Source organism: Luteibacter anthropi (assembly GCF_011759365.1).
Taxonomy (GTDB): domain Bacteria; phylum Pseudomonadota; class Gammaproteobacteria; order Xanthomonadales; family Rhodanobacteraceae; genus Luteibacter; species Luteibacter anthropi.
The window spans coordinates 235,890-258,609 of the sequence record NZ_JAARLZ010000002.1; the positions used below are offsets into that span (position 1 = coordinate 235,890).

Below are 22,720 nucleotides of genomic sequence, written 5' to 3' on the forward strand. Positions count from 1 at the left end.
GCCTAAGGTCGGGTGGAACTGAAATGCCATGCTCAGGCTTCCCCTCAAGACTCACTTTCCAGATGGCGAGTACTCATCCCCGGTGTGCCAGCCCATCATCTGGCTGACGCATATACGACCTCCACCCGATGTTCCCGGCCGTCATCCGCTAGGGTGATCAGGCCGGTTTCAATGCCCTGTCCATCGAGGGATAGCGTGACTACATCGTGCTCTCCCGCTGGCCGCAATTGAAACACATACGTCGCCGTCCCATGCCGATACGTCACCTCATACGCTTTCCATGTCGAGGGAACGCACGGTGCGATGCGGATCTTGCCGCCTTCGAGGCTGAAACCCAGCAAGGACTCGATCACCAGGCGGTACATCCAGCCCGCCGAGCCGGTGTACCAGCTCCAGCCGCCCCTGCCTGTATGAGGTGCGACCGAATAGACATCCGCGGCGATCACGTAAGGTTCCACTTTGTAGCGCGCCATGGCCTCGGCGTTTTTCGTATGACTGCCGGGATGGATCATGCGGGCGAGTTCCCACGCCTGGTCCTGCCGCCCCATGCCGGCGAAGGCCATGGCCGCCCAGACAGCGGCGTGGGTGTATTGGCCACCGTTTTCGCGCACGCCAGGCACATAACCCTTGATGTAGCCGGGGTCCATGGCCGACTGGTCGAAGGGCGGATCGAGCAGCCGGATCAGGTCGTTATCCCTATCCACGAGGTGGTGATACAGGGCATCCATGGCCTGTCTCTGTCGCTCGCCCGGCGCTACACCGGAGAGAACCGACCAGCTCTGGGCGATCGCGTCGATACGGCATTCGTCATTGCTGGCAGAGCCCAGCGGCGTACCGTCGTCAAACCAGGCGCGCCGGTACCATTCGCCGTCCCAGGCGTGGGTTTCCAGTGCGGTGGACAGCTTGCGGGCTTCCGAATGGCAGTGTTCGGCAAATGCCTCGTCGCCCTGCTGTCTGGCCACGGGGATAAATGCGTGGAGAACATGAACCAGGAAGAATCCGAGCCAGACACTCTCCCCTTGTCCGCCCTCGCCCACCCTGTTCATGCCATCGTTCCAGTCGCCGCTACCCATCAAGGGAAGGCCATGCCGTCCCCGCCCGGCGGCGTGCTGGATGGCGCGAACGCAATGATCGTAAAGGGTGGCGCGGACCCCCGAGGGGCGAGGCAGATCGTAGTACGACTCCTCACCGGCTCGGAGCACCCTGCCTTCGATGTACTCGATGCCTTCGACCAGTACGGCGTTGTCACCGGTTGTTTGCACGTAACGGCTGGTCGCCAGGGGCAGCCAGAGGTAGTCGTCGGAGCAGGCCGTGCGCACACCGCGCCCTCCGGGCGGATGCCACCAGTGCAGCACGTCGCCCTCCACAAACTGGTGGGAAGCGCATACCAGCAGCTGTTTTCGCGCCAACGCGGGTGCCGCATGCACGGTGGCCATGGAGTCCTGTAGCTGGTCTCGGAAGCCGATCGCACCGCCCGACTGGTAGTAACCGCTTCGCGCCCATATCCGGCTGGCAATCGTCTGGTAGAGCAGCCAGCCGTTGGCGAGCGTATCCATCGACGGATCCGGTGTGCGTACCTGGACAGTGCCCAGCAGGTCACGCCAGTAACGGCGTATGTCGGCAGATGCGCTCGCGGCAGCGCCATCGATGCGGAATCGCTGTACCAACGCACGTGCATCTGCTTCGGTGGTGCCCATGCCGAGCCTGATGATGACATCGCGTGACTCGCCCGGAGCCAGCAGCACGCCCGCGCGTAGCGCGCCGCATGGATCGAGGCCGGCACCGGCTTTGTTGAGCCAGTTCCGGCGCCGCATGGCTAGCGGCGACGAAAGATGCCCATTGCGCCCGAGGAATTCGCTGCGGTCTCCGCCGAGGTCACGTTCTGGATCGCCGATGTCGAAGAAGGCGACCCGTCCTGGGAACTCGTTGTTATAGGCGTTTCGTGCGAACAGCGCGCCAGTCATGGGGTCGATCTCCGTCACCACGTGCATCGCGCTTTTCTCTCGCACATCGCCCAGCACCCATTCCACATAGGCGGTCACTGAGAGCTGCCGGCTTTCGCTTCCGTGATTGGACAGCGTGAGTACCTGAAACTTTACGGGAGCGTCGAGTGCGACAAAGGTTTCCAGCCGGCTCTGGATCGAACCTTCCGCGTGTTCGAATACGGAATAACCGAACCCATGACGAATGGTGTAACTACCCTCCCCTCGCATGGGCCATGGTGTGGGCGACCAGGCATGCCCGCTGATATCGTCCCGCAGGTAAAGGGCTTCGCCCGAGGCGTCCTCCACCGGATCGTTCTGCCAGGGGGTAAGGCGGCAGGCATGGGCGTTCTCGGCCCAGGTATAGGCGCTGCCACTGTCGGACACCACGCTTCCGAACTCGGGATTGGCCAATACGTTGCACCAGGGGGCCGGTGTCGTCGCCCCGGGGTCCAGCTCTATGACGTATTCGGTGCCATCGGTGGAGAAGCCGCCTATGGGCGATATGGCGGCAGGCATATCGCCACGGGGACGGACTGGCCACACTGAAGGCTCGGCAGGCGCCGGTCGCGAGCCCAGTCGATGACGCTCCATCTGTTCTTGCAAGGAGCCCAGGCTGTCCACCACGACGATGCACGCACTGGCCTCCATGACGAGCCGGTCCTCGTGGGACAGGGGCTGGGCGGCGCGGATGAAGACACCGCCGGGACGGTCGAGCAGGCTGGCTTCCGCACCTGAGGCCAGCAAGCCGGTCAGCGCATCATGCAGAGCCTGGCGGTAGCCGGTGCTGTCTTCGTTCCAGATCACCAGGTCGACGGCTACACCGCGCAGGCGCCAATAAGCCGCCGCGCGAATCAGTTGCTCGGCGATGGCCAGTCGGGCGATATCGCTGATTCGCAGCAGCACGATCGGGAGGTCGCCCGATACAGCCTGTCCCCACAGGCCAGACTGTCCTCGCTGGTTGGCGGCGATCACGCCCGGTTCCGAGCGCAGCGCAAGGTTGGGATAAAGGATGGAGGTGGCCATGTGCTCGTAGAGCTGGGCATCCGCCAGGGTGGCATTGGCCTGCCGCAACGACACCTGGCTATGTGTCCAGGCAAGGTCGAACACACGATCTGACAGGTGGCGATCCCTGTACTTCTCGATGAGCCGCATGCCGCCCTCCCGGGCATCGGCAATGCCTGTCACGAAATCCAGGGTGGCGGTCTGCTCTGGCTCCAGGGTGATGCGGATGCGTATCGCCACCATGGGATCAAGCACGGCGCCTGCCGTATTGGACAGTCGTTCGACCTCAGGATCCAGCGCGGCGGGTTGCGCCGTCGTGCGGCCGCGGCCAATGAAGCGCGCCCGGTCGGTTTCATAGGAAATGGCGTCGATGTCGGCATCGTGAACCGCCACCAGATGACACATCCACGGGGGTGCCTCGTCGGAGGAACGTGGCCGCCTCGTGCATAGCAAAGCCTGCATTTCGGCCACGATTTCCGTGGTGACGAAAAGCTTGCTGAAGGCCGGGTGTGCGGTATCGCCATTGGGGGCGGCCAGCACCACCTCGGCATAGCTGGTCAGTTCGACCACGCGTCGTGTCCGGCCGCGGTTAGTGATACGCGTGCGGCGAAGCTCGATATCGTCCTCGGGCGACACGACGATTTCCGTATGCGTTTCGAATCCTCGGTGACGGACGCGGAACTCGGCCCGGGATTCGGCGAAGATCGCCTCGAAACGTTCGGTTTCCCGCTTTACGGGCTGGTAGGCCGTGCTCCATACATCACCCGACTCGGGGTCGCGCACATAGCAGAACATGCCATAGTTATCGCGCGTGATGTCTTCACGCCATCGCGTCACGGCCATGCCGTTCTGGCGGCTGTAGCCGCCACCGGCGCTGCTGACCATCACGTGGTAACGGCCGTTGGAAAGCAATTGCACCGCAGGTCGGGGCCGATTCGGATCGGTAAAAAGCCTGAGCCGGGGTTCGGTGGCTACCGTCGTCGGCATGCCCTCGCCCAGACCTCCCACATGCAGGTATTCGTTTGCCGAGCGCGGAACGCGCTCCTGCAGCAGGAGGCTAGTTGCCATGATGTGCGGGTTGGATTCGAATCGCCGCCTCATGGGTTGCCCGAGCAATACATGACCAATGGCCAGTAAGGACATACCCTGATGGTGGGCCATGTACGAGCGCACGATGACGTGGTCGGCTCCTGGTGGCAGTCGGGACGGCGTGTAGTCGATGGCTTCGTAGAGACCGAAGCGGCCGGCAAGCCCCGCATTGGCGAGCCTGCGCAGGTTGTCCGTGGCCGCCGCTGGCGACACCATCAATGCCAGCACCGTGGCGTAGGGCGCCACGACCAGGTCGTCTCCCAGGCCACGCTTGAGCCCTAGTCCGGGCACGCCAAACGCCCGGTACTGATAGGTCAGCTGTGCATCAACGGCGTTATAGCCGGACTCCGATACACCCCAGGGAACGCCGCGTTGCCGCCCATATTCGATCTGGCGGCTTACGGCGGCCCGGCAGGTTTCGTCGAGGAGACTTCCCTCGTATGAAGGCATCACGAGCATCGGCATCAGGTACTCGAACATGGATCCGGTCCATGAAAGCAGCACCGGGGAGCCGCTCGTGGTCGTAAGCACGCGGCCTAGCGAGAACCAGCTTTCCTGGGGAACCAGGCCCTGCGCGATGGCCACGAAGGTGGTCAGGCGGGACTCGGACGCCAGCAGGTCGTAAAACGATGCATCGGCCGCGTGCCTTTCGACGTCGTAGCCGATGGAGAAGAGATGTCTCTTCTCGTCATAGAGAAAGCGCTGATCCATGACTGCCAGCTCCCCTGCCAGGGCAGCGGTATGGGCCAGGAGCGCGAGGCGGGATGATGCACTGCCCGCTCTAATCGGATCGATCGTCAGCGAAGAGAGAGTGCTGAGTGACAAGATGGCGTCATGACCGTCATCCACATCCTGCCACTGGGCCGCCTCGCCAAGCAGGTCGTCACACTGTGCCGTGATGCGATCGAGCCAGAATGCTGCATCTTCGGAAAGGCGCTGCGTGAGCACCTTGCGTACGTGTCCGGCTCTTTCCTGCTGCGCCATCGCGAAGGCCAATACGGCCCGCATGGACGTCGGCGGTTCATTCACGTCCTGCGCAAGCTTGTCTGCCCAGGCCATCACTTCTTTCCTTGCAGCATCCTCGACATGGCTGGACAGAATCGCCACGGCGTCGCGGAGACCCTCGATCGACGACACCCTGAATACGGGTTCGTCCATCAGGCCCAGCAAACCGCGTTGCAGCGTCAGCAGGTGGCCCGCGAGATTGCCGCTGTCTACGCTCGACACGTAGAGAGGGCGCAACGGGTGCAATGTTTCGGTGTCATACCAGTTGAAGAAGTGCCCGCGATGACGCTCAAGCGCCACCATGGTCGCCAGGGAGGCCGATGTGCGCTCGAGCAGTCGGCCGAGCCCCAGGTAGCCGAAGTCGTAGGCGGCCAGCCCGGAGAGAAGCCCCAGGCCCATATTGGTGGGAGATGTACGACGGGCCAGGCGCGACTCGGGATTGAGCTGGAGGTTGTCGGGTGGGAGCCAGTGATTGTCTGCTCCTGCATGCGTCTCGAAAAAAGCCCAGGTACGGCGGGCCAGCTGGCGAAGCAAGGCATGCTCGGATAGGTTGGGAGCGAACCGGCGCACGATATGTGGCCGGCTGACCCACCATGCAAATACCGGAGAGGCTGCCCACAAAACCAGAAAAGGCAGTGCCACGGGCAGTACTTCCGGTCTGTGGAGTGCGAGCACACAGACAAGGAAGGCCGCCAACGCGGGGCCACTCCAGAGCACCCGCCAGGGAACGCCTTGCACGCCCCGCCCCTGCCGCTGGACTTCGCCGGAGGATCGCCATTCGAGGAGATGCCGGTGGCTTACGGTGACACGCCATATCGATCGCAGGATGGCATCAAGGCTGATCCTGGCTTCGTGAGGCAGCCACGCGATGAACAGCGCGAAGCGCAACACATGTTGCCCGGTCCCCGCCAGGGCGACGCGGCCGTGCTGGCCCCAGGCCGTGTCGTCCGGCTTGCGGACGGCATCTACCATGGCCTGTAGCAACGAGGGAATGATCGCGATCGACAGCAGGGCCAGGGTCCAGGTGACGGCCGGATCGATCAGGAGCCAGCCAGACACCAGGAGAAGCAAGGTGGCGAGCGGCACGAGACTGCGACGGAGGTTGTCGAAAATCTTCCAGCGAGACAGGCCGCCGAGGTCATTGCGATGCCAGCCTGATGCCGTGGGCACGATGGGAAGCAACCAGGGCATGAGCTGCCAGTCCCCCCGTATCCATCGCTGGTGACGAAGGCTGTCATCGACGTATCGCTCCGGGATTTCCTCGAACACCAGTACATCGCTGAGCAAGGCAGAGCGGGCAAAGCAGCCCTCGATGAGATCATGGCTGAGCACCCGTTCGGGCCTCAGTCGTCCGGCCATCGCCTTCTCAAAGGCATCGATGTCGTAGATGCCCTTGCCGATGAAAGAGCCTTCGTGGAACAGGTCCTGATAGACATCCGACACGGCACGCGTATACGGATCGATGCCGGCGTCAGCGCCATACAAGCGGGCATAACGTGAGCGCGCCTGGGCGGGGAGCGCGATTGCCACGCGTGGTTGCATGATGCCGTAGCCCTCGGTCACACGCTTCCTCGCGTCGTCGAAAACGGGGCGATTGAGTGGGTGATCCATGGCAGCGATGAGTTGGCGTGCCGTATCGCGTGGCAGAAGGGTGTCGGTATCCAGCGTGATCACATAGCGCACGGGCGGCAGGCTGCCCAGGTCGCCTGCGACCAGTTCGAACAAATGGTTGCCCTCGCCACGCAGCAACGCATTTACCGCGGCAAGCTTTCCTCGTTTCCTGTCGGCGCCGATCCAGCGCTGCTCGGTGGCGCTCCATTCACGCGGTCGGTGAAACAGGTAGAAACGACCCGCAGACGGCTCCGGGTAACGAGCATTCAGTGCGGCAATGGCCTCCTTCGCTTTTTCGATGATCGAGGCATCGCCTGATGTGGTCTGTTGATCAGCATCCAGATAGTCGGTGAGCAAGGCGAAATGCAGATTGTCGTCGCGGTTGGCAAGAAAGCGGACCTCCAGCGCATCGACCACATCATCGACATCGGAAGGTTTTCCGAGCAGCGTAGGCACGACGACCATGGTGCGTGCCTGGGTTGGAATACCCTTGGTGTAGTCCATGCGTGCCAGCGCATCCGGCGTGGCTGCCCAGGAGGCAAACACATTGAGCAAGGTCAGGGCCAGTTGGCTGGTAACCACCAGTATTCCGCAGGCCAGCAAGCCGGCTATCCATGCGGAATGCGCCGGCAGCGCAGCGGTAGTCAGCAGGCCAAGGCCAAGGGATATGCTCAGTACGACGAACAAACCCAGCGAAATACCGACAGGTGCCCTGTCGAAAAGGCGCCTACAGCGCGAGGCCACCTGACGTCTGACGTCAAGCTGCCTTTCAAGGTCGACGCGACCGGCACCCAGCAGGTGATAACCCACATGACTCGCCAGCCCATTACCGGATCGAGAGACTTCAATCGCCCTGCGAGCGGTAGCGAGTTCATCACTACTGCCGGTGCGTGCCAGGCGCTCGATGATATGCCGGTACTGATCGCGACTGGCAAAGTCCATGCGGGCATAGATACCAGCCGGGTCTTCGCGCAGGCATGCCTCGACGAGGCTTGCCGTTTCGACGAAATCCCTCCAGTCGATCGTCGACAATGCACGCAGGCTTCCGATGCTGTTTCCCACGGACACCTGTTGGGCGGCCTGCTGCTGGGACTCGATCTGGATCAGGTAATCGATGCTTCGCCCGGATTCCGCCAGCCGCTGCTCCACCCAACCTAGCGGCATGGCCAGTGCAGGCCCCTGCCCTTGCAGGCGCCGCACGAGTTCGGCAACGAACGGGGCGCTCATGACCGGTGACGAGCGCGCCATGTCCGCCACGACGAGCACGACGTTCTTCGGGTCAGCAGCCGCCATCCGGGTCATGCTGTCGGCCCAGCGGGTGGCCCGGCGTCGCCGGGCCCTGTCCAGCACAATGCGCACGGCAATGCGCCTGAGGTTTTCGAGCAGAGCCAGCCTCAGCATGATCGGCACGGCCCATAATTCGCCCAGGCTCAGGGGGTGGACGCGCTGGTACGCATCGAGGAACCGCGCCAGGCCGGGTGCATCGATACGACCATCGCCATGGGAAATGACCTCCATGGCGATGTCATAGACGCGAGGCAGGCCCTGCGAGGGGCCGTCATCCAACTGGGGCAGCTCTCGGCTGTAACCCTTAGGGAGATCCTTGTTGGCGCTACGGATCTGTTCCTCGATGAGGTAAAGGTTATCAAGAAGCCACTCGCCGGCGGGCGGCAGCCCTTCACCCTGGCCGCCTGCTGCCATCAGGCTACGGCAGGATTCCAGGATGATGCGCTCATTATCCGCCAGGCGCGGGAGTAGCCATTCCGGCGAACGCTTCGCAGCCAGCGCATGCCTACGCGCAAGCACCTGCCCATGCGCTTCCAGCTGTTCGGTATTGAAGAGCTCGGCGCGTAACGCGGGCTCACGTTCGATGCGGGTGGAGTTCCGCGTGTTCCGTCGCCAGAACAGGGCTATACCCTCAGGGTAGAGCGGAAAGGAGCAAGCATGGTTTGACTCCAGGCAAAGAACGCCAGTCGACGAGGAAGACGGAGCGGCAGGACCGTCGATGCAGATCGAAGTCCTGAGGCTAAAGAGACAGAAATTTCCCGGCGGGTGAGCCGATGGCAGGCCTGTGGCTGGGAAAGCGGGAGGCGCTAGGCGAGAAGCCTGATCCTAGTTATGTGAGTGCCGTGAGACGACCGTGCCGGGCCTGGGAACTCAAGCGAGCTCGCATGCGTAACGGGAAACTACGATTTTCATCACGTCCATGCGATCACTGTTGTATGCCATAAGGAATTCATGACATGAGACCTATCCGACGAAGCGCCCGACGCCGATGAGCGCCGCTCCTCCTTTGGTTCCTTCGCGGCTTGCAGCGCGCATTGATACCTCGCAAGTATCGGACATTCGTTACTGGACCAGAACGCTTGGCGTTACGCCGAACGATCTTTGCCTTGCAGTTGCTGCGGTCGGAGATATTCCTGCGGACGTAAGAGCCGAAATTCGTCGACGTAGACGCCTTTTTGCGCCGGGTCGCATCTGATCCCACGGGCCGGGCTCGTCCATGAGTCGCTACTCCATCGGGAACCGGGATGACAATTCCACGGCACGCGGGGCGTTTCTGGGTATGGGTGGTTACCCTGCCGGTCTCGCGTGACACAGGGGAGTGGTACGGGCTGTGGTCGGTCTACGAACAACGCCCCGACCTTGAAAAAAATGCCGCCTCTCAACCGTTGATCAGCGGCCGAACCGATGCCTTCTCAGATGAACGGGCCGCCTAGCCAGTTGTTGCCATCCCCGGCCCGGTCGAGCTGTGAAATGCCACAGGCCCCTCCCCTCATCTGGCTTGATTCAGATTGAAGTAACCAAGTGGCGTGCTCCCCTCAAGCCCCAGGCTGAAATAGGCACCTTCAACCGACGCCCCGATGAGCGGTCCTTTCAGCCACAGATACGCATCGCATATTTCGTTGCGCCCAATCGTCAGCTTCCCGTTTTCTATTCGATATGAAAGTGGATCGGATACGGGAAAAAAATGCTTGTCCTGGGTTGTCAACGAAATGATCTTCAATGCCTTCCACTCGCCACCCATGCAGGATGTGGCTTTCCTGTCCGTAAACTCCACTTTGAGAGTGGTAACGACCTTGTGATCAGGATTTTCGACGGATAGATTCCAGCGTCCGGGAAGATCGCTGGCAAACACTGCACTACAAAACAGGAGACTGGCTACAACGATGCTGGCTGCAAGGGGTAATTTCGTCATGAAGTCCAACTCCTGATAAGGCCCGCTTCAGGCCTGTTACTGATCCGTACGGCACGTTGAAAGTTTAATTCTCAACAATCTTCGATCCACATTTTGCGGCATCCCCCATGCAATCAAGCCATGGATTCGTCATAGAATCAGCCAGCGGCCCTGTACGTCCTGGCGAACAACGTGCGCCTATCGGGCCCCGAATTGAAATCGTACACCCTATCGTTCACGCCTGGCGGTGCGGACGGGGTCCTTTCACTGATCGAGAACCGCATGCGGGCACCCGTGGAAAAACCTGGAACAAAGACACACTTTCTCGCGCTGGATGGATTGCGCGGCGTTGCCGCGCTGCTGGTCGTGATCTACCACGTATTCGAAGCCTATTTCCCGGATCAGCCGCTGACCCAACCGGTCAATCACGGTTACCTGGCCGTCGACTTCTTTTTCCTTCTGTCAGGCTTCGTAATTGCCTACGCCTATGACGATCGGTGGACCACGCTCTCGACGACGGATTTTTTCAAGCGCCGGCTGATCCGCCTGCAGCCCATGGTCATCGCTGGAAGTATCGTCGGGGCGATATTTTTCTATCCGCAAGCCAGTGATCTCTACCCGCTCATCGCAGGCACGCCCCTCTGGCAGCTTCTACTGGTGATGGTCGTGGGATGTACGCTCATACCGCTCACCCCAGGGCTGGATATCCGCGGATGGTCTGAAATGCATCCGCTGAACGGTCCCGCCTGGTCCCTGTTCTTCGAATATGTCGCCAACATCCTCTACGCACTCGTCTTGCGCCGTCTTTCACGAACTTTCCTTGCCATTCTGACCCTCCTCGCTGCGGCTCTCCTTGTTCAGGTCGCTGTGTTTGGCGAGAGCGGTACCGTCATCGGCGGCTGGTCGCTCGACGCCACCCAACTGCATATTGGTTTCGCACGACTGTTATTTCCCTTCCTGGCCGGGATGCTTCTGATGCGCACTGGCTGGCACGTGCGCCTGCCGGCCGCATTCGGCCTGAGCAGTATGCTGCTGGTCATTGCCCTTGCCATGCCCCGGCTGGGTGGCAGCGAGCATCCATGGGTAAACGGGGCCTATGAAGCCTTATGCATCATGCTTGTGTTCCCGCTTGTGATCGCCATTGGCGCCGGCACGAGGGAACCTGGAAAGGCATCGCTGCGGATCGCGTCCACGCTTGGTCGCCTCTCCTACCCTATCTACATTACGCATTACCCGCTTATCTACCTATACCGCGCCTGGGCCCACCGGACCCAGCCGTCTGCCATGATCGGGGCCAGCGTTGGTGCAGGACTGCTGCTGGCGGCCATTGCAATCGCCTGGTCGCTGACCGTTTTCTACGACGAACCGGTGCGACGCTGGCTGGCCCGAAAGGTACTGCGCTAACGAGACAGTGTCGCCATGAGCTTTTTGTCCTGTAGCCAGCCACGTATTGCAACGATGAGTTCAGCCTTGCATTCAACCGGCAGCCAATGGGCTCCGGGCAGGCGGGCAACCGTGAGATCCGCGCAGGAGTCGTGCATCGGATTGCCCATGTGGTTGCCAAGGATGGTGTTCATCTGGTCATAGTCTCCATTGACGAACAACACAGGCAAGGACAGCCGCCCTCCGTTTGGTGCTCTACCTGCGTAGGCGAGGTTGGCATCGTCGTTCAGGTACCACGAACAGGGACCACGGAAACCGTGGGCTTCGAACGACCGTACCAGGGCATCAAAATCTGCCGACGGCCAGAGTTTCCGATCAGGGCTGATAGACGGAGCGCGGTGCTCAGCACCGAAGCGCCCTCCCTTCCGGGTGACTGTCGCGTTCGAGGCGGGCAACCCGATGTTGTCCGGATCGCCCGAGCGATAGATCGATGCCAGGGACGCCGCCTTGTCGGCATCCAGATCTCCCACCGCTGACGCAAAGTGGGTGTTGTAGTAGCGATAGTAGTCCCATTGACCATCCGGATACGGGTCACGCGGGTATATGGTGCGGTTGATCAGCGGAATCAGGGTCTGCAACGCGTGCCCGGCAGGAAAATACGGCACCGAGATAAAGACGGCACCACGGCTTCGGGCGGGTTCGTGCGATACGAGCGATCCAACGGTGACGCTGCCCCAGTCATGGCCGATCCAGATCGCGGGTCGACCACCCAGATGATCATGGAGGGCCGCCATATCCGCGACAACCTGCTCCTGGGTATAGGCGCTGCTTGCCAACGGAATCGAAGAATCGCCATAACCACGCATGTCAGGCGCAATGCAACGCCAGCCGTCGGCAGCAAATGCTTCAATCTGCGCGCGCCAGATCAGGCCAAGTTCGGGCCATCCGTGCAGAAAGATCATGAGCGGCCCATCTGTAGGGCCTGCTTCAAGGTAATGGGTCGTATGGCGAGCGGTACGAAACGAACGGGAGGCAAAGGTAAGCAAGGCGTTCCCCGTGCGGTTATGAGTCGAGGCGCAGGCCACAACGCCTGGAAAGTACATGTATGCAGGCTCTCTGCGGCGATCTGCCTTATCGATCATGAGGTTGCAAACGTCACTTGCAGGTGAATCCATGCAGCGAATCTCCACCTTCGGACTTGACGTGCGCCCGCCAGTTACGCCAATTTCCCGGCCAGAGTCCTCCCGTGGCAGGCCATCATGCGACGCGATATCGCCATCGTCGTTTTTCCGGGCTTCCAGTTGCTCGACGCAGCTGGCCCGGTGGCTGTTTTCGAGATGGCCGAGCGCTTTCGGCCCGGCAGCTACACGGTCGAGATGCTGGCACCCGGCGGCGGCATCGTGCGCAGCTCATCGGGTGTCTGCCTGGCCGCCATGCCGATCGAGATGAGGCGATTTGACACCGTCATCGTATCCGGCGGCAATCTGGCACAGGTCGAGGATGATCAGGCTGAGATCGTCGGCTGGCTCGGCGGCGGCGACGCGTGGCGCAGGGTGGCCGGCGTGTGTTCAGGCGCATTCTTCCTTGCCAAGGCAGGCTTGCTGGATGGGCGTCGTGCTACCACCCATTGGGCCGCCGCCGAGCGCTTTCGTTCGCTGTATCCACAAGTGCGGCTGGATGCCGATCGCATGTTCGTCAGGGACGGCGACCTGTGGACCTCGGCGGGCATTTCGGCCGGCATCGATCTGGCGCTGGCCCTGGTCGAAGATGACCTGGGTCCCGGTATCGCACGCCGTACAGCGCAGCAGCTGGTGGTTCACCAGCGACGCCACGTCGGCCAGTCGCAGTACTCCGTGATCGTGGAGCAAGGCGGCAAGACGGGCCGTTTCGGTGAACTGGTGAACTGGATGCGTGCCCGCATCGGCGAGCCGATGACGATCGAGCGACTGGCCGAGCGTGCGGCCATGAGCCCCAGGAACTTTGCCCGGGCCTTTGTCGCGGAGATCGGTACGACGCCCGCGAAGGTCGTCGAAGGCCTGCGACTGGAGGCCGCCCGGCTGGCCGTGGAGACCAGCCACCTTCACCTGGACCATATCGCGGTCTCCACCGGATTCGGGGATTCGACCCGCATGCGACGAGCTTTTGTCCGTGCCTTCGGCGTACCACCCCAGTCCCTGCGGCGAAGCGCCGGCGCCTGATTCCGCGCTGGCCGTTTTTGTCCGGAAATTGTCCTTGTGCGGTCCAGCCTCCCCGCCCTAAAAACGGCCACACCCTTCCAGGAGAGCAGGCGTATGCGTCCGGTCATGTTCGTTTCGGCGTGGTTGTTGTGCATGGGTGCGATACAGGCATCGGCGTCCCCTTCCCTGCCCCAGGACCCTGGCACGCGTCTGGACCATGTCCTTCTGTGGGGTCGCGGCATCGATGACGTCACATCGGTGATGGCGGTCAAGCTGGGCTTTCAGGTACGTCCCGGGCGCGATCCTTCCGGCGTGGCCAACCGCTATATACGCCTTGCGGACAGCAGCTTCATCGAGCTCTTGAGTATCACGCGCCCGAATCCCACCTTCGACCCGGGCATGCAGGCCGACCAGGAGGCGCTCAAGAGTGGCCCGGGTGCACGCACCTTCGGCTTCCGGACATCCTCGCTCGACACGATCTACGCCGCGCTCAAAGCATCAAACCATGCCGTCACGCCCTTCTTTTCCGGCCCGGATGCCTCAAAGCCGGGGTGGCGCCTGTTCGCCTTCGACAAGGCGCCGTTGTCGAGCAATACGTTTTTCATCGACTACAAGGCCGGCTACGCCCCCGACCAGTACGATCCGGGCAATGCCGATGACTACAGGGTGACACGCGAGCATCCCAATGGCGCCCGTGCGCTGTCGTCCATCTGGCTCGTGTCGGCCCATGCCGATGCCGACCGACGTGCACTGGAAAACATGGGTTTCGGCCACGCCGTAGCCGTCAAGGTGCCTGCTGCCGGAGCGGCGGGCTATTGCGTGCCTGTGGGGCCTACGGCGTTGCTGGCCCTGCAACCTGACGGCAACGGACTGGCGCAACGCATACTCACCACCGGCGGTCCGCGCATCCTGGCTGTCAGCTATGCCGTGGATGACCTCGGTCGAGCGCAACGCTGGGTAGAGCGCGGTTATGAGCGTCGATTGACCACGTATTCCGGCTTGTCCGGTGAATCCTTCCTTGCACCGACGCAGGACGACCTGGGCCTCTCCATCGAATTCCACGCCATACGTCGAAATGAAAACACCCCATGCCCGGCTGCGGGACAGTCCTGAGTCGATTACTGCCCCGGTCAGACATGCGTTTCGCATCACGGGCATCTTGCGATGGGGTCATATCGAGACCACATCACGCAGTGCATGGCATATCGACGCCGCCAGTTCCTCCTGCTCACGTATGCCGAACTGCACGGAACGATCGAAGTTCTGCGCCCAGGTTATGCGCCGCAAGGAGTAGTCAACGAGTCGTATCGATGTACGTATCCGCTCAGCGTCCACCCTCATGCTGCCTTCGATAAGGCGCCGGGGCGTACCGGGAGAGGTAGCATCCGAGGCTGCTTCCTGCCTCACGAACACATCGCCGAATGACGAGAAGAGCTGATTGATCAGCTCTTCGTACAGGCCGTTAGCGAATGCCCTGCCCTCAGAGCGATCCGCCAGATACTTGATGGGCTGGACAAGCAGGCGATCGTCCTGACCCACCGGCTCGCGTGGCCGGACGACACGGCGGAATACGGGCGTCAAGCGCCCCACCGGTATGCTGATCTCCACATCGCCCGATACCGCGTACTCGGTGTAGTGGGCGGCCAGGCGATGACGCAGCCGTCCTATCTGCACCCTGATGGCAGGGTCCTCGGAAATGAAGTCCTCCGGCCGCCGGTCAAACACCTCGATGCCGATGGTGTATTCGCTGACGTTGCCCGAACAGCCTTCCAGCGCCTGATCCATCAGATATCGGAAAAGGCGGCGCATGCGATGCGCCTTCAGGAAGGTCTCGCTGGACAACACGGACTCGTAAGCGACCCGTATCTCCCCATCGCCGACCTCCTCAATCACTTCGTTACCCTTCTTCACCACGTCCCCCCGCCAGGCCTGGAATCCCACTCCGTCCTAGGTGGCACGCGCCCGGCCCGGGGGCGTGTCGTGTCGGCGCACGGGCCAGATGCGAGGATGTCCGATACGCGCCGGCCTGCGTCCTGGGTTCCAGCCCCTTTTCACGGGAACTGATGCCGGCGTCAAGGAAACGGCATCAGCCGGTTTGCCGACGGCAGGACATGGGTGGCGCGTGGATGGAGTCGACTGAATCTTGCGTCTCCGACAATAACGCCGGAGTCGTTGCAGTCAGGGATTGTTACCGCAACACGGCATCCGCGGTTACGGTAACGATACTTGTATCCGGCAGCTTCGATCCTAGGATCACTTCATCGAAACGGGCGAGCGCCACCATGCCGCCCTTGAATCCAAGGGGGACTCATGGCTGGCCAACTTCCCGACGACATCGTTCAGGCAATCGCGATTTCCAACGCGAAATCCATCGGCGAGCAACCCGCCATCCTGGCGAACCTTGCACTCGCCCAGCAGATCTTCAACCAGAACATGCAGCAGCAGATCAGCCTGAGCCAGCAGCAGGCGATGAACCAGGTGCAGATGGCCGCCACGGCCAAATGCGTGGCGATGATCGACAGCGCCGGCTGCAAGAACCAGTCCTCCATCGACCAGATGAGCAAGGACATCGAGAAGATCGTGAAGGACATGGAGCGCCTCCTCAAGACCGGGGAGCAGTAGCGCCGTATCCAGGACGAAACACGACGGGTGTTCTGTGGACCGGGCCACCCGCACAGCGAATTCATGCGCATTCATCGCAAGTGAATGCGGTGGATACCTCCGTCAGGAGGCTCTCATCAGGCAAGTCGGATCCATCAACCATCACCTTTGAACAGGAGAATCCGTATGGCTACCCTTCCCGAAGACGTCGTGAGCGCCGTTGCGATCGGCAATCTGAAATCCATCTCCGAACAGCCGGCGATGCTGTCCAACCTGGCCTATTCCAACACCGTGGCCAGCACCAACCTGTCGCAGCAGAACGCCGTGGCCAACCAGCAAGCCATGAACGAACTCGGCATTTCCATCGTGGCCAAGGCGTCCAACACCATCAGCAACCTCGGCCCCCTGGAGGCCCGTTCGGCCGTCGACATCCTGACCAACAACGAACTGGCCCAGACCATCGCCGACCTCAAGGCAACGCTGCAGGCGTTCCCCAAGTAAGTCGATAGGCCTGCCGTCAACCAGGAGGGCGGAACATGTTAGATGAACAGATAGTCAGTGCGGTGGCCACGGGCAACCTCAAGGCAATCTCGGAACAACCGGCCTTGTTGTCCAACCTGGCTTACTCGAACGTGGTGTCCACCAACAACCTGGGGCAGCAGAACGCCGTTGCCAACCAGCAGGCGGGCAACCAGATCAGCGCACCGATCGTGGCCAAAGCCGTCAACACGGTGTCCGATATCGGCCCGATGGACAGTCGTTCAGCGGTGGATGTGCTCACCAACGACGAACTCGCCCAGACGATTGCCGACCTCAAGGCCTCCGTCGAAGCCTTTGCGGCTTCGCAAAAAGGCGGAAAGCATTTGCGGCTACGCGATCTCGACCTGCTGATCAACGAGCAGGGGCAGCTGGTGGTCGTCGTGCCCGATGGCAGGGCACTGGAAGTATTCATCCCTGGGAAGTTTTCCAAGGATGACGTGGAAGTGGCCGTCGACACGGGTCGCGGCATCGTCCTCAGGGTGAAGCGTTCGCGGTAATCGCCTTGCGGCAATGACGCCGGGATGGCCATGCGGCCATCCCGGCTTTCCAGAGGGTCGAATGCATGGAAACGATCGACGTAAGCATATCCATCGAAGAAGTCGACGGCAGCGCCGGCCCCAAGGGAGCGGTTTCCGTAGCCGGTGCGACCATTGCCGAACTTCCCGGCGCCCTGAGTGACCTTGCCTTTTCCAACCAGGTCGGAAGCACCGGCATGGCGGCGCGATCGCAGGTTGCCAACCAGGATGCGATGTACCGGTTAAGGCAGATGATTCTCGCCGACGCGGTAAGCACCGTACAGACGACTTCGCCCAGGACGGCGCGATCCGCCGTCAACGTCTTCACGTCCAACGAACTCGCGCGGGAGATCGCCGGGCTCAAGGCATCCATCGAGGCATTCGCAACGCCATGACGACTGACACCCCCATGGAGGATTACAACCGGATGCTGATCGAGCAGATCACCTCGCGTGCGCAGCAGGGATTCCAGGCGAACCTCACCGTGCCGCACTACGCCGTCGTGCACACGGGCGAAGACAGGATCCTCACCATCGTGCCGGCCAGTTCGCTTCCGGACGACCAGGCCCCGGCGTTTGGACCCCGGCCGTTCGCGGACTGCATCCAGTACGTCAACCGGAAGCTCGTCGTCGATCCCGGGAAACCACGGCATCCGTTGCTGGAAACGCGCGAGGAAAACTCACATTCCGCGAGGTCAAGATGATGAACGAGCACGAATCCATCGCAGAGCTGGGCCACGCCGTGGAACAAATCGCCCAATCGATGACCAAGGTGGCAACGAACATCGCGCTGCTGGGCGTCGAGGGCGATGCGGACGAGCAGATGCGCATCATCACCGAAGAGAACAACAAGGTGCTCGATCGCATCCGCAAGCTCTACAACATTCCACCCGCACCAGGGGGATGAACCATGGCGGCCACCGGACGTATCGTTACCGCCCCGCTCGCCGCAGCCGACGCACTCAATGCCACGGCGATACCCAGTGCGGAGGCTGGCTATACCTTCATGATGCAGATCCTCGGTAACGAGGCTACGCCGCTCATCTTCGGCTCGTTGGCCCTGAGCAGCGCAGCCATCGTGGAGGGATTGCTCGCCTATGAGGCCGTGACGATCCTGGCCGGAAGGGGCTGAACCCATGGCGCGAGGACCCTATAAACCTCGACCGCTTCCCGAACAGGTGGTCGTCGTTGCGTTTCCCGATGCCTGGAACCAGACATCATGGCCCTCCGGTTCGCCGCCGCCCGACGGGGATTTCATCGTCGTGCAGGCACCAAGCCAGGACGTATCGCTCCCCCGCCCTGTCATCGACTGGCTGACGCTGCATACGCCCACGTCACTGGGCGACGACATGAGTCGTGTCGAGTACGTTGCGCAAACCAATGTCCAGGGCAAGCGCAGCCTCGTCGCCCCCGTGATCGTCAAGGGAATGTCCTATGCAGTGACCTTTAACCAGCAGCCCGGCGACCTGATCCAGGACGAGCTGGTACGGACATTGAACTGTCCCCTGAACCTCGATTGCCAGATTGCCATAGGTTTCGTCGCGGACCTGATCCAGAAAATTCCGGTGCCACCGATCAAGTACATCGTGCTGTTGCTGGTGATGCTCGCCATTCTGGCACTGGGGGCCATCGTCATGGCGCTGCGCCATGCCTTCGCCAGCGTGCCCGAGCCGCGACCTTTGTCTACTGATATCCACGGCGTGCCGATCGTCATCGTACCCGGGGTGCCCGTGCCTTTCGCCGTACCGACGATGGCCATCGCCGCGGAAGACCAGACCATCGGGTTACAGGTGGCACGCGCCATCTACTGGCTGGCGAAGCTGGCGCTTTGAAGGCCGGTAAATAGTCCGGTCCCGGAGCGCCCCGGTATCAGGATCAGAGCGTGACACAGGGCGTAACCGTCTTTCCCATCACAGGAGTACCGCATCATGCCGACACCTCGATATCGCTCCGTACTGCCCATCAGCTACATGGTGCCCACGTTCTATCCCGCAGCGTCCGGAACGGTGCAACCCCAGGGCAATGCGCCGTTGATCCAGCTTGCCGACCCGGATCTGCAGGCCCGGGCGCAGCGACTGGTCAACGTCCTGTACTGGACGGCCACTACCTACAAGGACCACGATGGCATGACCGACAGCGACACGCTGAAGGTGTTCATCGCCCCCGAGTTCTACTTCCGCAAGGCGTCCGAGGACGAAGCACGGCGTGGCGGCTTCGTCCCCGGAACGAGTTTCGGCTCGTATCCGGAGGAGTCGCGCTACATGCTCGCCGAAGCCCTGTACGGAGCTATCGTTCAGTCCACCTTGTTCAAGGATTGGACCATCGTCGCCGGCACCATCTGTTCGGCGTTGCCCCCGCGTCACGATGGCCGGCTGAACCTGCTAAACACCGCCATCATGCTGCGTGGCCGCCGGCCGGAGCTGGATGCCAGCGTGCCCTATGCGCTGATGGAAAAGCATTACATCTCCAACATCGACGGTCCTGACCCGCAGTTACACGCCAACCTGGATCCCACCACCACCTACAGCTTCCACCTCAACCCCGACCAGCACCTGGATAACCTGATCTTCTGGGACAACATGAGCGTGGGCCTTGAGGTCTGCCTGGATCACAGCATGCAGGTGGTGAAGAACGCGGTGAACGTCGTCAGGCAGTCGATTGGCCCTGGCGCCGTCAACCTCGACATCCAGCTGGTGACCTCCTGCGGCATGTCCGTCGTGGACCAGGCAGTGGCCGTGCGCGACGGTTCGCTTGTGATGCTGACCGATGGCATGTCCTACGCGGGCGACCTGTTTCCGGAGCCGATCTTCCAGGTGGGCCGTTACAACGCCCGCACCGGACGCGTCGACGTCATCGACCCCGACAATTTCCTGTTCACCGAACTTCCGGGCAATTCCAACTATCAGGTCCTGCAGTACGCACAGGGACGCTATGTCGAGCTGGGTCGCCGCCAGGGCGTATGGATAAGCAACGATCGCCTGCCGATGGTTGTCAGCTGACGATGTCGAAGCGGTGGAGGCTTTCGCTTCTACCGCTTCGCATTTCCGGCAGTAATGCCATGCGGAAGACGGGCTTCGTTACATATCGCAAAAACGTGCTTGAATCGACAAAAACCTGCTCCTTCGAGTCAATAAGATCGTGACATATGGCAGCACGCCATCGATGCGCCAGGGGAGCACGTCTTGAATCCGAAATCGCCTGATAGCCTGCGGCTATCCAGAATGACCGCCAGCGCCCTGGCATTGCTCATCGGTACGACCTTGCTGGCTGCCTACGGCGGCGAGTCACGTGCCGACAATGCCATGTCGGCTTCGCCATCCACGCCCTTGCCCCTCCTGGCCACGTCGCCATTTCCCTATCCACACGATGGCACGGGCATGGTGCCTTTGTGGCCTGCGTGGCAGCCGCCCATCGAGACGACGCAATTCACCTTGCCGGACGGCACGCTCGTCACCCGCTTCGGCCTGGTGGGAAGGAATCGCCATGCACGCGAGCGAGGTGAAACCTGGAACGAGATCGGCTACGGGCCGAACGACACGGTGGACGCTGCCGGCAATCCCGTGGACAAGGGACCGGGCCACTACCTCGATTTCGTAAAGAATTATTTCAAGAACCGCACGTGGGGCGTCGAGATCATCGACAACAGCCATGTCGCGGGCGTGATCAATCCCACCCTGCGCATCAACAATTACTTCCAGGAAGCGCAGCGGGCGGGTGGACGCTCTTTCTTCCACCGCTTCGACAGCCAGGGTGTCACGGGATTCGGCTGGATGTCGCCGGGTAAACTGGTGAATCCCAAGCTGTATGGCGTGGATTCGGCCAATTGCCCCGTGGTGCCCATGCCACCCAACGGCGCCCTGCTGCATCCCGATACCGTCCTCAATGACGGTTGCAGCGCCACGGTGGACAGCTTTCCGAGCCACTCCGCGCTCAGCTACGACACCAACGGGGTACTCATACCCAGTAAAAGCGTACCCGGCGCCACCCGGTTCTACGATTACGCCATCACGAACGGCGTGACGGGCACCTTCGTGCCTGGAACAAATGTCCCCAGTCGCCCGCTGAAGCCCGGGGATTCGGTGGAGTTCACGCAGGCATTCTTCTCCACGCCCGAAGCCATGCAGGCCGTGGGGGATAACGGAGCTTTCCACTACTACACCACCGAAGTGACCTATGTGGTGGGTGTCGGGCTACGTCCCTGGTACGGCGTGCAGCCACGGTTGAACAATGCCCCTCTGCCGGACGAGACCTTGCAGGGAGGCACCGGTTCGGTGTCGTATGACTACAGCGATGGAAGCACTTTCATCTTCCAGCAGCAGCAGAACAACATCGGCATGCAGGACATGCAGCGGTTCGTCGAAGGCCGCCGCCTGGTCCATAGCAATATGACCACGGGTGACCACAATGAGCCCGGCAACGACCGCAATACGGCCGTCGTGGGTTTGCAGGGTCCGGTCTTCAACCAGTCGTCCTGCTTCGCCTGCCACGTCAACAACGGACGCAGCCCCGCGCCGGCCACGCTGAATCAGCGCCTGGACCAGATGGCCATACGAGCGGGAGCCATCGATGCACAGGGCCAGCAGCTGCCGGATCCGAACTACGGCGTCACCGTGCAGATGAACGGCTACGACGCCAAGGGCAAGCTGGTAGACCTTGGCCATAGCGTGCGGGTGGCAGGCTTCGATGCACACACCGTGTACCTGGGTGACGGCACGCCGGTCGAGCTGCGCAAGCCCCGGTTGTCTTTCAGTGGTACCACCCCGCAAATCGTCTCGTTGCGCGCCGCCCAGCCCATCATCGGCATGGGCTTGCTAGAGGCTATCCCCGAGGCAGACATCCTGGCCCGCGTACGTACCACGCCGGATGACGATGGTGTCGTCGGCCAGGCCAACTACGTGTTCGATCCGGATACCGATGCGGTGCGGCTTGGCCGCTTCGGCTGGAAGGCCGGCAAGTTCAGCCTGCGCCATCAGGCCGCATCCGCACTGCTTGAAGACATGTCGGTAACCACGTCCATGTTCCCGAGCCGGGATTGCCTGTCTGGTCCGGCCACCTGCAAAACGGCTCCTGCCGACAAGGGGCTTACCGACGCGGATCTGTTGTCGATCTCCCGTTACCTTGCACTCGTGGCCGTACCCGCGCAACGCAGCCTCGAAAGTGGCTTTCCGAAGGGCGTCTCACCGCTGGGCTATCTCGATGTCGATCCGGCGAAGGTCGCCGCTGGTGCCAACGTCTTCAATACGCTGCACTGCGCGAGCTGCCACACAGCCAAGATGAAAACGGGCTCCGGGCACGAATTCCAGGAAGTGCGCGAGCAGACGATCAGGCCCTATACGGACTTGTTGTTGCACGACATGGGCCCGGATCTGGCCGACAACTATGCGGAAGGCCTCGCCGCCGGAAAAATGTGGCGCACACAGCCACTGTGGGGCATCGGTTACACCGAGCGCGTCATGGGCACCGGTGGCAGTGTCGGCTACCTGCACGACGGACGGGCGCGTACGCTGACCGAAGCCGTGATGTGGCACGGAGGCGAGGCCGAGCGCTCCCGGCAGCGCTTCGCCGCCCTTTCAGCAACCGACCGTCAGGCACTTCTGGCCTTCCTCCAGTCGCTCTGACCTTCGTCCTTGACCGC

18 protein-coding genes are annotated in these 22,720 nt (G+C 61.8%); 14 read left to right on the forward strand and 4 right to left on the reverse strand.

Annotated features, from left to right (window positions below; translation table 11 throughout):
* Positions 1 to 95: 95 nt before the first annotated feature.
* Entirely contained in the window at positions 96 to 8,498 is an 8,403-nt protein-coding gene (locus tag HBF25_RS03745) for a glycoside hydrolase family 94 protein (RefSeq protein WP_341778030.1), read from the reverse strand.
* A gap of 469 nt (positions 8,499 to 8,967) precedes the next feature.
* Here HBF25_RS03745 and HBF25_RS03750 point away from each other — a divergent pair, with 469 nt between their 5' ends.
* Positions 8,968 to 9,174, forward strand: coding sequence for a DUF3606 domain-containing protein (locus tag HBF25_RS03750; protein WP_166946606.1), 207 nt, complete (start codon positions 8,968 to 8,970; stop codon positions 9,172 to 9,174).
* Between the two features lie 294 nt (positions 9,175 to 9,468).
* Here the strand turns inward: HBF25_RS03750 and HBF25_RS03755 are convergent, their stop codons facing one another.
* Positions 9,469 to 9,891: a hypothetical protein gene (locus HBF25_RS03755; protein WP_166946607.1), complete on the reverse strand. Its 423-nt coding sequence runs from the start codon at positions 9,889 to 9,891 to the stop codon at positions 9,469 to 9,471.
* A gap of 261 nt (positions 9,892 to 10,152) precedes the next feature.
* Between HBF25_RS03755 and HBF25_RS03760 the strand changes: the two genes are divergently transcribed.
* Complete coding sequence (locus HBF25_RS03760; RefSeq protein ID WP_166946608.1) at positions 10,153 to 11,274, forward strand: acyltransferase family protein; 1,122 nt, start codon at positions 10,153 to 10,155, stop codon at positions 11,272 to 11,274.
* On the opposite strand, the gene HBF25_RS03765 is transcribed toward HBF25_RS03760, so the two are convergent.
* The gene (locus tag HBF25_RS03765; RefSeq protein WP_208392399.1) at positions 11,271 to 12,215 is read right to left on the reverse strand and encodes an alpha/beta hydrolase; all 945 of its coding nucleotides are present in this window, start codon (positions 12,213 to 12,215) and stop codon (positions 11,271 to 11,273) included. The genes HBF25_RS03760 and HBF25_RS03765 overlap by 4 nt on opposite strands.
* A gap of 297 nt (positions 12,216 to 12,512) precedes the next feature.
* Between HBF25_RS03765 and HBF25_RS03770 the strand changes: the two genes are divergently transcribed.
* Entirely contained in the window at positions 12,513 to 13,451 is a 939-nt protein-coding gene (locus HBF25_RS03770) for a GlxA family transcriptional regulator (protein WP_166946609.1), read from the forward strand.
* A gap of 93 nt (positions 13,452 to 13,544) precedes the next feature.
* Positions 13,545 to 14,543, forward strand: coding sequence for a VOC family protein (locus HBF25_RS03775; protein ID WP_166946610.1), 999 nt, complete (start codon positions 13,545 to 13,547; stop codon positions 14,541 to 14,543).
* Between the two features lie 57 nt (positions 14,544 to 14,600).
* Here HBF25_RS03775 and HBF25_RS03780 read toward each other — a convergent pair whose 3' ends face one another.
* A complete protein-coding gene (locus HBF25_RS03780; protein ID WP_341778031.1) occupies positions 14,601 to 15,341 on the reverse strand; it encodes a hypothetical protein in 741 nt (246 codons plus the stop codon).
* A 399-nt stretch (positions 15,342 to 15,740) separates the two neighbouring features.
* On the opposite strand from HBF25_RS03780, the gene HBF25_RS03785 reads away from it, so the two are divergent.
* The 10 genes from HBF25_RS03785 to HBF25_RS03830 all read left to right on the forward strand — a co-directional run bounded on the left by HBF25_RS03785 (position 15,741) and on the right by HBF25_RS03830 (position 22,703).
* Positions 15,741 to 16,052, forward strand: a complete 312-nt coding sequence (locus tag HBF25_RS03785; protein WP_166946611.1) for an FAD-binding monooxygenase — start codon at positions 15,741 to 15,743, stop codon at positions 16,050 to 16,052.
* Positions 16,053 to 16,217: 165 nt separating this feature from the next.
* Positions 16,218 to 16,532, forward strand: coding sequence for a RebB family R body protein (locus HBF25_RS03790; protein WP_166946612.1), 315 nt, complete (start codon positions 16,218 to 16,220; stop codon positions 16,530 to 16,532).
* A 35-nt stretch (positions 16,533 to 16,567) separates the two neighbouring features.
* Positions 16,568 to 17,068, forward strand: coding sequence for a RebB family R body protein (locus HBF25_RS03795; RefSeq protein WP_166946613.1), 501 nt, complete (start codon positions 16,568 to 16,570; stop codon positions 17,066 to 17,068).
* A 65-nt stretch (positions 17,069 to 17,133) separates the two neighbouring features.
* Complete coding sequence (locus HBF25_RS03800; RefSeq protein WP_166946614.1) at positions 17,134 to 17,481, forward strand: hypothetical protein; 348 nt, start codon at positions 17,134 to 17,136, stop codon at positions 17,479 to 17,481.
* Positions 17,478 to 17,789, forward strand: coding sequence for a hypothetical protein (locus HBF25_RS03805; protein WP_166946615.1), 312 nt, complete (start codon positions 17,478 to 17,480; stop codon positions 17,787 to 17,789). Before HBF25_RS03800 ends, HBF25_RS03805 begins: the two co-directional genes overlap by 4 nt.
* Positions 17,789 to 17,992, forward strand: a complete 204-nt coding sequence (locus tag HBF25_RS03810) for a Ras family protein (RefSeq protein WP_166946920.1) — start codon at positions 17,789 to 17,791, stop codon at positions 17,990 to 17,992. Before HBF25_RS03805 ends, HBF25_RS03810 begins: the two co-directional genes overlap by 1 nt.
* A 3-nt stretch (positions 17,993 to 17,995) precedes the next feature.
* Positions 17,996 to 18,217: a hypothetical protein gene (locus HBF25_RS03815; RefSeq protein WP_166946616.1), complete on the forward strand. Its 222-nt coding sequence runs from the start codon at positions 17,996 to 17,998 to the stop codon at positions 18,215 to 18,217.
* 4 nt (positions 18,218 to 18,221) lie between these two features.
* A complete protein-coding gene (locus tag HBF25_RS03820) occupies positions 18,222 to 18,917 on the forward strand; it encodes a hypothetical protein (protein WP_166946617.1) in 696 nt (231 codons plus the stop codon).
* A 96-nt stretch (positions 18,918 to 19,013) separates the two neighbouring features.
* A complete protein-coding gene (locus HBF25_RS03825) occupies positions 19,014 to 20,084 on the forward strand; it encodes a hypothetical protein (RefSeq protein ID WP_166946618.1) in 1,071 nt (356 codons plus the stop codon).
* 222 nt (positions 20,085 to 20,306) lie between these two features.
* Complete coding sequence (locus HBF25_RS03830) at positions 20,307 to 22,703, forward strand: di-heme oxidoreductase family protein (RefSeq protein WP_166946619.1); 2,397 nt, start codon at positions 20,307 to 20,309, stop codon at positions 22,701 to 22,703.
* Positions 22,704 to 22,720: the final 17 nt, after the last annotated feature.